The sequence below is a fragment of the Bradyrhizobium vignae genome, assembly GCF_004114425.1.
GTDB classification, from domain to species: domain Bacteria; phylum Pseudomonadota; class Alphaproteobacteria; order Rhizobiales; family Xanthobacteraceae; genus Bradyrhizobium; species Bradyrhizobium vignae.
In genome coordinates this window covers 121,704-134,392 of sequence record NZ_RDQF01000020.1, presented here as the reverse complement: position 1 = coordinate 134,392, position 12,689 = coordinate 121,704, and the positions used below count along the sequence as shown (strand labels likewise).

The 12,689-nt window shown below is 60.5% G+C and carries 8 protein-coding genes; 5 read left to right on the top strand and 3 right to left on the bottom strand.

Features of this window, described 5'->3' with window-relative positions; all coding sequences use genetic code 11:
* Positions 1-475 precede the first annotated feature (475 nt).
* Positions 476-1,339, top strand: a complete 864-nt coding sequence (locus EAV90_RS19260) for an ABC transporter substrate-binding protein (RefSeq protein ID WP_160118864.1) — start codon at positions 476-478, stop codon at positions 1,337-1,339.
* A gap of 125 nt (positions 1,340-1,464) precedes the next feature.
* Entirely contained in the window at positions 1,465-2,439 is a 975-nt protein-coding gene (locus EAV90_RS19255; RefSeq protein WP_129144365.1) for an ABC transporter substrate-binding protein, read from the top strand.
* 490 nt (positions 2,440-2,929) lie between these two features.
* Here EAV90_RS19255 and EAV90_RS19250 read toward each other — a convergent pair whose 3' ends face one another.
* From EAV90_RS19250 to EAV90_RS19240, 3 genes are read right to left on the bottom strand one after another with little or no spacing between them, the layout of a single operon-like run.
* Positions 2,930-4,180 carry an adenylate/guanylate cyclase domain-containing protein gene (locus EAV90_RS19250; protein WP_122404626.1) on the bottom strand — a complete coding sequence of 417 codons (1,251 nt, stop codon included), beginning with the start codon at positions 4,178-4,180 and terminating at the stop codon, positions 2,930-2,932.
* On the bottom strand, positions 4,177-4,566 hold the full coding sequence (locus tag EAV90_RS19245; RefSeq protein WP_122404625.1) for a response regulator: 390 nt from the start codon (positions 4,564-4,566) through the stop codon (positions 4,177-4,179). The genes EAV90_RS19250 and EAV90_RS19245 overlap by 4 nt, the downstream gene beginning before the upstream one ends.
* Complete coding sequence (locus EAV90_RS19240; RefSeq protein ID WP_122404624.1) at positions 4,563-7,130, bottom strand: sensor histidine kinase; 2,568 nt, start codon at positions 7,128-7,130, stop codon at positions 4,563-4,565. Before EAV90_RS19240 ends, EAV90_RS19245 begins: the two co-directional genes overlap by 4 nt.
* Before the next feature lie 235 nt (positions 7,131-7,365).
* On the opposite strand from EAV90_RS19240, the gene EAV90_RS19235 reads away from it, so the two are divergent.
* The 3 genes from EAV90_RS19235 to EAV90_RS19225 all read left to right on the top strand — a co-directional run bounded on the left by EAV90_RS19235 (position 7,366) and on the right by EAV90_RS19225 (position 12,670).
* Positions 7,366-8,517: an ABC transporter substrate-binding protein gene (locus EAV90_RS19235; RefSeq protein WP_129144364.1), complete on the top strand. Its 1,152-nt coding sequence runs from the start codon at positions 7,366-7,368 to the stop codon at positions 8,515-8,517.
* Complete coding sequence (locus tag EAV90_RS19230; RefSeq protein WP_122404622.1) at positions 8,514-9,512, top strand: ABC transporter substrate-binding protein; 999 nt, start codon at positions 8,514-8,516, stop codon at positions 9,510-9,512. Before EAV90_RS19235 ends, EAV90_RS19230 begins: the two co-directional genes overlap by 4 nt.
* A 194-nt stretch (positions 9,513-9,706) precedes the next feature.
* The gene (locus EAV90_RS19225; protein WP_129144370.1) at positions 9,707-12,670 is read left to right on the top strand and encodes a GAF domain-containing protein; all 2,964 of its coding nucleotides are present in this window, start codon (positions 9,707-9,709) and stop codon (positions 12,668-12,670) included.
* Positions 12,671-12,689: the final 19 nt, after the last annotated feature.

Genomic DNA, 12,689 nt, shown 5'->3' with positions numbered 1-12,689 from the left:
GTTCAATCCGCTTCCACTCCGCCTCACTCAGCCAATATAGCTTTTGCCCCATCAAGCCCCCCTTCGACTCGGAGGTCTTGAATCACAACTCCGCCTCAGCGGGAATCCCTATTGAGTACAGACCCTAGAGCGGATCAAGTCGTCGGTAATTCGGTAGCTGTCCCCGCAAAGAGCTTGGGGCGGTTTGCGGCTGCGCGACGTTCTGGGAGCTCTTGGTGGCACGGCAGCGCGGCCGATGGCGGCGCGGGCGCAGTCGACAACCGGATTTTGCTCTATAACATACATGGGATACCCTGCCGCTCCAAAGCAACGCGCGCCATCTTGCGCCAGCTAAGATGACTCGAAGGGTTCTTACATGGAACGTCGCAAGTTTTTGGCAACGCTCGGCTCCGCAGCACTGATATATTCGCGATCCGCTCGCGCGCAGACGTCTGGTAGGAATTACTGTTTCGCTACACTTCATCCAGTAGCGCCGATGACCGATACCAGTGGTCTTGGAAAGATCCTGCTGAGAGGACTGGCCCAACGCGGTTATGTCGTAGGACAAAACCTGACCTACCTCGCGCGTAGTTCGATGGGCGACAACACTAGAATTCCCGAATTACTACGAGAATTGAAAGCCAGTGGCGTCGATGCAATCGTTGTTGTTGGTTTCCCCTCGGCACTGGCTGCGAAGTCGTTAGGCGTCCCGATAATCGGCGCGCTGGGTCTCGGTGATCCGGTCGAAACGAGATTGATCGATAGTCTGGCTCATCCTGGCGGCAATATTACCGGTATCTCCGACGTGGCCTCGGCACTCACGACCAAGCGCCTATCCTTGTTAAAGGAACTGTCGCCAAATCTCCGAAAAGTAGCGATGCTCTGGAACAAGGACGATCTTGGCATGACGCTGCGCTACGGGGCCTCTGCCAAAGTTGCGCTGTCGCTTGGAATTTCAGTGCAGCCTGTGGGTGTCCGCGAACGGGATGATTTCAAGGATGCGTTCGAGCTCATGAACAGCGATATGCCGGATGCGATATTAATGGTCGCCGACGCGTTGACCAATCTGAACCGCAAGCGTGTCTTTGAGTTCGCGATCGCCATGAAATTGCCGGCTATTTATGAATACGACTTCATTGTTCGTGATGGCGGCCTGATGTCATACGGGCCAGATCTGACAGAATCATTCGAACGTACAGCTGCCCTGGTTGCCCGAGTCTTCGAAGGTGCAAAGCCGGCCGATTTGCCCTTCGAGCAGCCTACCCGGTATCCCTTTTTTTTAAATCTTAAAACAGCCGGCAGCATGGGCCTGCAGATTCCGCCGACCATGCTCGCCCTAGCCGACGAAGTGATTGAATAGTTTGCCAGACTTCCGGTGTTGACCCAACTCGGACATGGACGCCCGCGCGAGCGCGAGCCAAATTGACGCTTTCGGGATGCTTGATTGGTTCGCTAAGATATCACCCATTGAGCTTGGGGTCGGACATGCGGCGGCGCGAGTTTCTAGGTGTTTTGGGGGGCGCTGCGGCGGCGTGGCCGCTCGCAGCGACGGCGCAGCAGGCGTCGCGAACGTTCCGCGTCGGTTACTTGGCTTTGGCGGGTGCAGACGATGCAATCTTCGTAAAGGAACGACTTAAACAACTTGGATACGCCGAAGGCAAAAACCTCATTTTCGACATTCGCTCCGCCAACGGAATACTCGAAACGCTCGGCACTCAGGCATCCGAGCTGATCAAGGCCGATCCGGATGTGATAATTACCGGTTTTGGAACGGCGACTGCCAAAGCAGCCCAAGCTGCCACTTCAACTATTCCCGTCGTGTTCAGCAATGTCGGGGATCCAATTGGATCTAATGTGGTCCAAAGTTTAAGCCGCCCTGGCGCTAACCTTACAGGACTGGCAGGGCAAGCCGCCGAGCTCGGCGGCAAAAGATTAGAATTGCTGAGCCAGTTCGTTCCGAACATCAGCACCGTAGCGGTGCTTGAGGAGCCAGCTGCACCATTCACGATCGCCGCCCTGCCGCGGCTACGGGAGGCTGCCAAGGCGAAAGGCCAGCAGCTTGCACTTTGTGACATTAGAAGCGCAGCTGACGTTGAAAGCAGCCTCGCGGCAGCAGCCAACGCGGGCGCCGGGGGCCTCGTAGTTCTGGAAACTCCAGTGTTGATTGGTTTACGTGAGCTGATCGTTGACGCTGCGGCTGCGCTTAGGATGCCAGCCATCTATAGTGTTCGCGACTTTGTCGACATGGGCGGCTTTCTTTCGTACGGCCCCGATGCCCGACAGCTTTATCGACGCGCAGCGGAGCTTGCCGACAAGATTTTGAAGGGTGAGAAACCAGCGGAAATTCCTGTCGAGCAACCGACACGATTCAATCTGATCGTCAATCTTAAAGCCGCCAAAGCATTAGGGCTCGCCATAGCCCCAACTTTGCTTGCGCTTGCGGACGAGGTGATCGAATAGTTATCAGCTTGTTGCAGCTGCTCACCACAGACATTGGCCCTAAACGGACCAATCGGGCTGGTTCGTTGATAACGATATTCGGGGCAGACCGGAAGTCGCGCGCCGGCGCCGCGAGGAACGTTTTTGACCCGCAACGGATATCGGGGACGCTCTCAACGGTAGCCATACGACCTTATTAATTCAGTCGCTTCAGTCCGCCGATGTGACGATGAAAACTGCGCGGGCTTGCAAGTGCAAGCCGCGTTTCTTGCGCGCGTGATCAAGTTTTGAATAGCGAGCATGGCAGCTTTGATGCGGAAGCAGACTGACGCCTGTGCCTTCTATCGCGTGCTACGACCGTCTCTGTGGAAAATACGCGTCTCCCGGCGCTGGATTTGGATTACGAAAAGGCCAGAAAGTCTCCGAGGCGCAAACCGGCAACTTGGCCAACATTCCTAAGAGATTTCAGAGGATGAAAACTAATCAGGCATGTGGCTAGACTGCCGGCGGCCTAGTCTAATTGAATTCGGGCGCCTTTGGCACCATTGAGCAACCGCTTCAGGTGAAATCCAGCCAGCGCGTCGTCGGCGTGGGCGCCGACCAGCGCCGCGAAAGCTGGCATTGCTCCGACGTCGCCAGCCTCGAGCTTGGCGAACGCTTCCCCATATTGCGCGTTGGCCGTCGCCTTGAACGGAACGTCTTGCAGTGGTTCGAACGCGCGAAGCGGTTCGCTGCGGCCGCGAAGCAGGATATCGCCGACGGGTCGCCCCTGAAAATTGCCGGCGCGGTCGGCTGCCGCGGCGCTGACGCAGATGCGGGTGCCGAGATGCTTGTTGGCGGCCTCGAGCCGCGCAGCCGTGTTGATGGTGTCGCCGTATGCGGTGTAGTCGAAGAAACGGCTGCCGCCGAAATTGCCGACCAGCGCCGGCCCGGCATGAACGCCGATCCGCGTCGCACCGAAACTGACGCCTTTGTCCTTCCACCGGTCGCGGAACGCCTGGGCCCAGATGTCGAGGTCATGGGAGCAGGCAATGGCGCGTCTGGCATAGTCCGGCTGGTCGCCAGGCGCGTTGAACAGCACCTGAATCGCATCGCCGATGATCTTGGCGACCGTACCCTCATGGGCAAATACGACGTCGGTCATGCCGCCCACGTATTCGTTGAGCAGTGCGCCGAGCACATCGGGCGCTACCGTTTCCACCAGGGACGTAAAGCTACTGATGTCGGTGAAGATCGTCGCGATCTCGCGCCAATGTACCTGCATGCCGTCGCTGTCGCCGACCGCGGCGAGGCGGCTGGCAATCTGCGGCGAAAAATACCGCGACAGCGAGGCGTGCGCGCGCTCGGCCTCAAGCTGGCGGCGTCGGGCCTCCCGCATTGCCTCGACGTGGCGGATGGTCTTGTCGATCGTCATTTCGAGATCGCCGAAATCGATCGGCTTGGTCAGGAAATCGAACGCGCCACGGTTCATGGCGGTGCGGATGTTGCTCATGTCGCCATAGGCCGAGACGATGACGGTCGACTTCTTGTCCTCGGCTTCCTGCAGCTTGGCGAGCAGCGACAGCCCGTCCATCCGGGGCATGTTGATGTCTGATACGACCATGTCGACATGGGGGTGCTGCTCGATCGAAGCGAGCGCCTCGATACCGTCATGGGCGAATACGAACGCTACCGTGCCGTCGCGGATTTTCCGCCGGAATTTCTGCAGCACGAGCGCCTCGAGATCGGGCTCATCATCGACGACAAGGATGGTCGCGGTCATGCGGCCTGACCGAGGCGGTTATCGATCTCGAGACGTAGCAGCGCGAAATCGATCGGTTTGGTCAAAAGGCCGACGGCCCCGTTCTCGATCGCCTTACGACGCGTTTCGGCATCGCCATAGGCCGTAATCATGATCACGGGAACGTCGGGGCGCTCGGCGCGCACCTTCGGCAGCATTTCGAGCCCGGTCATCCCTGGCATGTTGATGTCGGAGAGGATCAGGATCAGCGAAGGATCCTTGATATCCGCCGCACGCTGAAGCGCCGCCGGCGCCGATGGGGCGAATTCCATCATGAAGCGGCCTGATTTCAGGTCGCGGCGAAACTGCTGACGAAACAAGGCTTCGACATCGGGCTCGTCATCCACCACGAGTATGTAAACGCTCAATTCCTGCCTCCGGTAATCGACTGTGCCGCCCCGGTTCTGGGCAGCGTAATGATGAATTCGGTAAAAGCGCCGGGCTCGGTCACGACGTCAATCGTACCGGCGTGTTGCTTCACGATGATGTCGTGGCTCATCGACAATCCAAGACCCGTCCCTTCGCCCGCCGGCTTGGTAGTGAAGAAGGGATTGAACATCTTCTCCTTCACCTCGGGCGGAATCCCGGTGCCGTTATCGCGGATCCGGATTTCCACCTTGTTGCCCAGGCTCCTGGTGGCCGCGCTCAGGATCGGTTCAAAGTCCTCGTCGCCGGCCTCCTTGCGCTTGGCCGCGGCATAGAACCCGTTCGAGATCAGGTTGAGGAAGACGCGGGTGATCTCTTGCGGATACAAGCTGACCTGTCCCGCGGCCGGATCGAAGTCGCGCTTCAGAGTGATGTTGAAGCCGGGCTTTTCAGCCCGCGCGCCGTGATAGGCGAGGTTGAGGCTTTCCTCGACGATGGCGTTGATGTCGGCTGGCCGGTGCTCGCCCGCGCCCTCGCGCGAATGCAGCAGCATGTTCTTGACGATCGAATCCGCCCGCTTGCCGTGCTGTACGACCTTTTCGAGGTTGCCCTTCAGCATGTGGGTGAGCTCGTCTATCTCTTCGCGGGTCTTGGCGTCCAGCGCCGCCGGTCTCAGCACGTCGTTGAGTTCGTCGATCAATTCGGCCGACAACGACGAGAAATTGTTGACGAAGTTGAGCGGGTTCTTGATTTCGTGGGCGATGCCGGCAGTGAGCTGGCCGAGCGAGGCCAGTTTTTCGGTCTGTACTAGGCGATCCTGTGCGGTGCGCAGCTCTTCCAATGAAGTCGCAAGTTCCTTGGTCCGTGCCTGAACTTCATCAAAGAGGCGGAGGTTCTCGATGGCGATGACTGCTTGGTCGGCGAAGGTGGTGACCAGCTCAATCTGCTTGTCGCTAAAAGCTCGCCTTTCCCTGCGAGTCAACACGAATACGCCCATCGGCACACCCTCGCGCAACAAGGGAATTGCGATCCTGCTCTGCGCCGGATTCGGATCTCCCGGCAGAGGCGACTGACCATCGACGAGGATGATCGACCTGCCTTCGGACAAGGCGCGTCCAACCGCTGTCGTCCCTCCCGGCTTGAAGATAAAATCCCTGAGAAATTGCTGTTTTTTGGGAGAGAGCCCGAAACTGGCGGCCAGCCGATAGGCGCCATCCCTGGGCTGGAGAATGATCCCCTCGTCCGCTTCGCACAGACGACCCGCCGACTCCACGAGCGTGTCCAGCACGGTCTGCAAGTCGAATGTCGAGCGGCTGATCACCTTGAGTACGTCCGCGGTCGCCGTCTGCTGCTGTAGCGATTCACTCAGTTCGGCTGTACGCTGCTCGACCTTGTTCTCGAGGTCGGCATATGACTCCTGCAGCCGTGCACCCATGTCGTTGAACTGGTTGGCAAGCCCTTCGAGCTCGTCGCCCGTCTTGATCGAGATGCGCTGGGTGAAATCGCCGCCGCCGAGCCGCGCGGCGCCGGCGCTCAGCGCCCGGATCGGGCCGACCATGCGCCGGGCGAGGAAGATTCCCGCGAGGACGGCGAAGATCGAGGCCGCCAGCAGCACGATCGAAAGGCGCTGCAACGCCTGATACAGCGACGCATAAGCCTCCGTTTCCGGCAGTTCGACGAACATGGTCCAGCCGAGCGGGGAGATCGGTGCGGAAGCCGTCAGCACTTTCTGGCCCTGAATGTTGAGAGAGCCTTGCAGCGCGTTGGCGTCGTTGGCGTTGCCGGCGCGCGCGGCCTGCACCTGCACTAGCTTGGACATGTCGGTGTTGCGCAGCACGAGGCTGATGTCGGGATGAGCGATCAGCCGGCCGCCCGAACCGACCACATAGGCATGGCCACGCTCGCCGACCTTGATCTGCGAGACCACGTCCCAGATCAGCTTCAGATTGACCTCGGCGATGCTGACGCCGGCGTCCTTGCGGGTCCCGGCTAGCGACAGCGTCATGTAGGGCTCGGACTCGCGGCGGAAATAGACCGGACCGTAATAGACCTTGTTGGCGACCGCCTCGCTGAATTTCGAGTCCTTGGAAAGGTCGAGACCCGAATCGACCACGTCCATAGCCAGCCGCGATACCCGCAGCCGCTCCTTGCCGGTCGAATCGATCTGGGACAGCTCGGTGATGGCCGGCACCTGCCGCAGCAGCCGGAGCGCATCGAAACGGCGGTCCTGCAACGAGCCGGCCGACCACGGCAATTGGGTGGTCCAGCCGAGCTGGCTCTCGATTTCTTTGATGAACTGGCTGATCTTGGCGGCGGCGGCTTCGGCCTGTTCGCGCTGAATCCGGATCAGGGACGCCTTATGCTCGCGATAATAGAAGAAAACCTCGAAAATCCCGTTGGAAAGCAGCGCCACGCTCACCACGGCCACGAACAGCGCGACATATTTGGCAAACAAACGGGCCCGGACCTTCGGCGCCGGGGCGGCCTGCACGGCCGGTGCATCCGCCGCAGACGACGCCGCCAGCGGTCGTCCTTGGGACGTGTCCGAATGCAGGGAAATGCTCATCCCGGCCAAGTTATCAAGAAGACTTGGCGCTGTCTCCCTGTGGATGACCAACTGAGACATGGGCGTTGCCGACTGCGGTGCTCTCGATATCAGTTTCTGCCCCTTCCGGCGCCGATCTTAGCCGCCGGGATGCCGTGGTGCGGTGCAACCAGTAAGAGCAAGCGAAGCTCCAAGCCTGCGTAAATTCGCGAGATTGAATGCGTCAAGTTATCACCCAGCGGGCTGCGACAGCGGGGTGATTTACGGAAAACTTTGCGCAGATTGCTGCGGGCCCGGAGGTTCTTGGAGGGGGAGCACAACCCCAAGAAGATTTTGTCGGATCGGTCAAGGGCACCTTTCAGATGTTGGGTTTGAACAGTTACACTGCCACATTCCAGCCTTGGGGGCGACCGTGCGAAGGCGTGAGTTTATTGGTTTGGCGGTGGGAGGCGCGGCGAGCTGGCCGCTTGCAGCACTGGCGCAGCAGGATGGGTCTCATCGCATGCCGACCATCGGCTTTATCGGATTTGCCAGCGCCGCCGCCGACGTCACGATTGTGCAGCCGTTCCGCAAGACTCTGGCCGAAATCGGATATGTCGAAGGGCGCAATATCACCGTCGAAATCCGCAACGCCGACGGAGATGTCGAACGCGGGCACGCGATCATCGACGAGTTTGTCGCGATGCAAGTGGACGTGCTGTTCGCACCTGGCCCCGCCGCCGCGCGGGCCGCGGCGCGCAAGACGAAACTCCCGGTCGTCGCGATCGCGCTGCCGGCCGTGCAGAGCGACCCCGAACTGTTCCAGAGCCTCGCCCGGCCCGGTGGCACCGTGACCGGCTTCTCGGCGTTCGGCGAGGAGATGTCGGCCAAGCGTATCGCGGTGCTGAAGGAAATTTTGCCGGGCCTGATTAAGCTCGGCGTGATGCACAACGCAACCGACCCGACCTTCAGCGCGTGGGGCGCGCAGACCATGGCGGATACCGGCAAGCTCGGCATCGAGCCGATTCGTGCCGGCCTCACGGCGCCGACGCCATCGCAGGTGACGGAGCAGATCGGGAAGCTTGCCGAGGCCGGTGGTACGGCCATGATCGTTATTCGCGACTACATGACCGCCGCGGCGATCAAGGACATCTGCCGCATTGGAGTTGAAATGCAGGTAGCCGTGGTCGGCGAGCAGGCTGAGTTTGCGCAAGCCGGCGCTTTATTTAGTTATGGCGCCGACATCGTCGACCTCTCGCGCCGTGCCGCAGGCTATGCCGACCAGATCATCAAGGGTCAAAAGCCGTCGGAGATGCCGATCCAGTTGCCGACCAAGTTCGAAATGGTCGTCAATCTCAAGACCGCGCGGGCGCTCGGGTTGACGATCCCTCCGACCGTCCTGGTGCAGACCGATCAGGTGATCGAATGAAGCTCCGGGACCTGCGGCGGCGCGAACTTCTCGGTATTTTAGCTGGCGCGGCAGCTGTACCTGTTGCTGCGCGCGCCGAGAAAGATCTGCCCGTTGTTGCCGTGCTGGTGCCGGGGCCGGCAAAAAATGCCGAGAATCGACTGGCGGCGATTCGCCAAGGCATGCGGGAGGCGGGCCTTACCGAGGGCGTGAACTTTACGTTCGCTTTGCGTTATGCCGACGGTTTTTTCGATCGATTGCCCGCGCTGGCCCTTGAACTCGCTGCTCTCAAGCCCCGCGTCATCATTGCTTCGGCCGCGGCGGCACCGGTCGCGCACAAAGTCCTGCCCGAGTTGCCGTTGGTCTTCACGTCCTATGCCGCCGATCCCATCAAGGCAGGGTTTGCGGAAAGCTATATCCATCCGGGCGGCCATGCGACCGGCAACGTGATGAATGCGGTTGGGGGCGAGGAGGCGCTGACCCAAAAGCGCATGAACTTGTTCAAGGAGCTGGTGCCTGACCTGAAGGCGATCGGCTTCATCGGTACATCCTCACTGCTTGCCACAGCCGAGCTCAACGCATTGCAAAGCGTCGCCGGTCAGTTCGGCTTTGTTGTCGTGCGTCATCCGCTTGGGCGGCTCGACGAGATAGAGGGCGCGGTTTCGGCGAGCATCCGCGATGGCGTTGGCGCTCTTTACGTCTCCGGCGAGCCGCTTCTCTACAACAACATGCCCCGGGTCTTGCCCTTGGTCATGGCGCCGGGAAAGCCGACGGTTGGCACCTATCCGGACTGGGGCCGGGCGGGCCTTCTGATGTCCTATTCGGCCGATCTGATCGACGACTTCCGCCGCGCCGGCATCTACGCCGCCAAGATTCTCGGTGGCGAAAAACCGGCGGACCTGCCCATTGAACAAGCCAGCAAGTTCGTGCTTGTGCTCAACCTCAAGACAGCGAAATCGCTCGGCTTAGCGGCGGCCGACCGCCTGCTGACGGTGGCCGACGAGGTGATCGAATGAGGGCGAGCGATGCCAGGTCTCGAGCAAAGTCCGGTGCCAAGTCTGCTCGTGCCAAGTCCGGCAAGAAACAGACCAGCGATGCCGGGACACGGAAGAAGGCTGGAAAGCCTCTCACCAAGACCGATGCCCGCAAGGCCAAGCCATCCCTCCATCCCGAGACCGCACTGCTGAAACGCCAGTTGAAAGCTGCGCGAATGCGAGAGGAGGCCGGCGCCGAAATCCTGCGCGCGATCGCCAACGCATCGGGGGATGCGGCGGGCCCGTTGCAGTTGATCACCGAGACGACCGCGCGTCTGTTCAAGGCATCCAGCGTCTCGCTTCAACTCGCCGAAGGGCGCGAGTTCACGCAAGAGTACCGCGTTGGAACCATCGCCAAGCGCGTCGGCTCGGCCTATCCGCGGTCCAATATCAAGGTCGGCGGCCGAAACCTGCCCGGCACGGTGGTGGCCGAGTCCAGGCAGATCCACATTCCGGACCTCGACCACCTGGATCCCTCGATGTCCGACTTTCCCGGTCTGCCCCATGCGCGGGCCGGTGGCGCGCGTACCGTTTGCGGCACGCCATTGCGACGCAACGACAAGGCCGTCGGCGCCCTGATCGTTTTCCGTGACAGGCTCCTGCCGTTCACCGTTGATGAACTGGCGCTGCTGCAAAGCTTCGCCGACCAGGCAATGATCGCGATCCAGAATGCACAACTGTTCAACGACACCCAACAGGCGCTGGAACGCCAGACCGCGACGTCGGAAATCCTGCGCGTTATCAGTCAATCGCCGACCGACGCCCAGCCGGTGTTCGACAGCATCGTCCAGACCGCGGTACGGCTGACGCGATGTGACCTCGGGTTCTTCCTGCGCTGCGACGGCGCCAGCTACGTGCAGGTGGCGAGGGCCACGCCGGAAGGACTGACTACCGTCACCAGGCCTCCCGAGCAAATCGATCCCGATGGCAATTTCCCGTCACGCGCCATCATCGGCAAGAAAACGCTGCACCTGCCGGACTGGTCGTTGATCGACCTGCCCAAGTTCGAGCTTTGGATCCACGAGACCTTCGGTATCGTATCGTCGCTCTACGTGCCGCTATTGCGGGCGGGCGAGTGCATCGGCCTGCTAGTGCTGGCGGGCAAGCGCAGCAATTTCCTCGGCGAACGTGAGGTCGCTCTGGCCGAGTCCTTTTGCGATCAGGCCCTGATCGCGATCGAAAATGTCCGCCTGTTCGACGAGGTGCAGGCGCGAACGCGCGAGTTGACGGAAGCGCTGACCTATCAGACCGGCAGCAGCAACATCCTGAGGGTCATCGCATCGTCGCCGACCGATGTGGCGCCCGTTCTCCAAGCCATTGTCGAGAGCGCCTGCGAGCTTTGCGAAGCCAAGGATGCAATTGTCTATTTGCGGGACGGCAACGATCTTCGCTTCAACGCCCAGCACGGTCCGCTCGAGTTCACGGTCGAGAAGTGGCCGATCGATCGTGCGACCGTCGCCGGGCGGACCTTCCTAGACCGGGCGCCAGTGCATATCCACGATATGCTTTCTGAGGAGGGTAACCAGTTTCCGGAAGGACAACGGGCGGCTCGCCGTATCGGCGTTCGAACCATGTTGGGTGTGCCGTTGTTGCGCGAGGGCGAGAGCATCGGAACAATCCTGTTGCGCCGTACAGAAGTGAATCCGTTCAGCGACAAGCAGGTCACCTTGCTGCAAACCTTCGCCGACCAAGCGGTGATTGCCATTTCCAATGTGAACTTGTTCAAACAGGTGCAGGAGCGGACCCGCGACCTCGAAGAGTCGCTGCAACAGCAGACCGCGACGTCGGAGGTTCTGCAGGTGATTAGCCGGTCGGTCTTCGATCTGAAGACAGTGCTGCGGACGTTGCTCGAATCCGCCGCCGGTCTCTGCGATGCCTCGATCTGCATTCTGTTCCAGTCGCAGGGGGATCTCCTCCATGTCGGCGCGAGTTACGGCGGCACGCCGGAATTTGTCGAATACCTGTCGACCCATCCGCATCGTCTCGATCGCACAACGGTCGCCGGACGTACCGCGGTCGAGCGCCGTACGGTCCACATCCCCGACATCGGCGCGGATACCGAATACGGGCTTCCCCAGTCGATCAAGCTTGGCGGCTGGCGGTCGATCATCGGCGTCCCGCTGCTTCGCGATGGCGAAGTGCTCGGCGTTCTCGATCTCGCCCGCCCTGTCGCCGGACCGTTCACGCCACGACAGATCAAACTGATCGAAACGTTTGCCGACCAGGCTGTGATCGCGATCGAGAATGCCCGCCTGTTCGACGAGGTGCAGCAGCGCACTAAGGAGCTCGCCGCTTCGCTCGACGAGCTTCGCACCGCGCAGGACCGCCTGGTGCAGACCGAGAAGCTGGCCTCGCTCGGTCAGCTCACCGCCGGTATCGCGCACGAGATCAAGAATCCGCTCAATTTCGTCAATAACTTCTCGGCGTTGTCGGCCGAGCTCATCGAAGAGATGAACGACGTGTTCGAGAACCCGACGCTCGACGAGGCCGGCAGGTGGAAGGAGCTGGATGAGATCCGCGAACTGCTGAAGAGCAACCTGGAAAAGGTCGTTCAGCACGGCAAGCGCGCCGATTCAATCCTCAAGAACATGCTGCAGCATTCCCGGGAAGGTTCGGGCGAGCAGCGGATGGTGGATATAAACGCGCTGTTGGACGAGAGCCTCAATCTCGCCTATCACGGCGCACGCGCCGAGAAACCGGATTTCAATATCACGTTGCAGCGCGACCTCGATCCGGACGCCGGCGTGATCGAGCTGTTCCCGCAGGAAATCACCCGCGCTTTACTCAACCTGATCTCGAACGGGTTTTATGCCGCGAGCAAGCGTCGGGCCGATATTGGCGATGCGAATTTCGAGCCTGTGCTCAGTGCTGGCACCAGAAATCTAGGCAACCACATCGAGATACGCATCCGCGACAATGGCACCGGCATTCCGCCGGAGGTGAAGGAAAAAATGTTCAATCCGTTCTTCACGACCAAGCCGGCTGGGGAGGGCACCGGACTTGGTCTATCGATGAGCCACGACATCATCGTGAAACAACACGGCGGACGGATCGAGGTGGATACGCAGCCTGGACAATTCACCGAGTTCACGATTGTGCTGCCGCGGGCGGGCAACCTTACAAGCGCCCGAAAAAACTAGCGGCCGACACGACAATCGA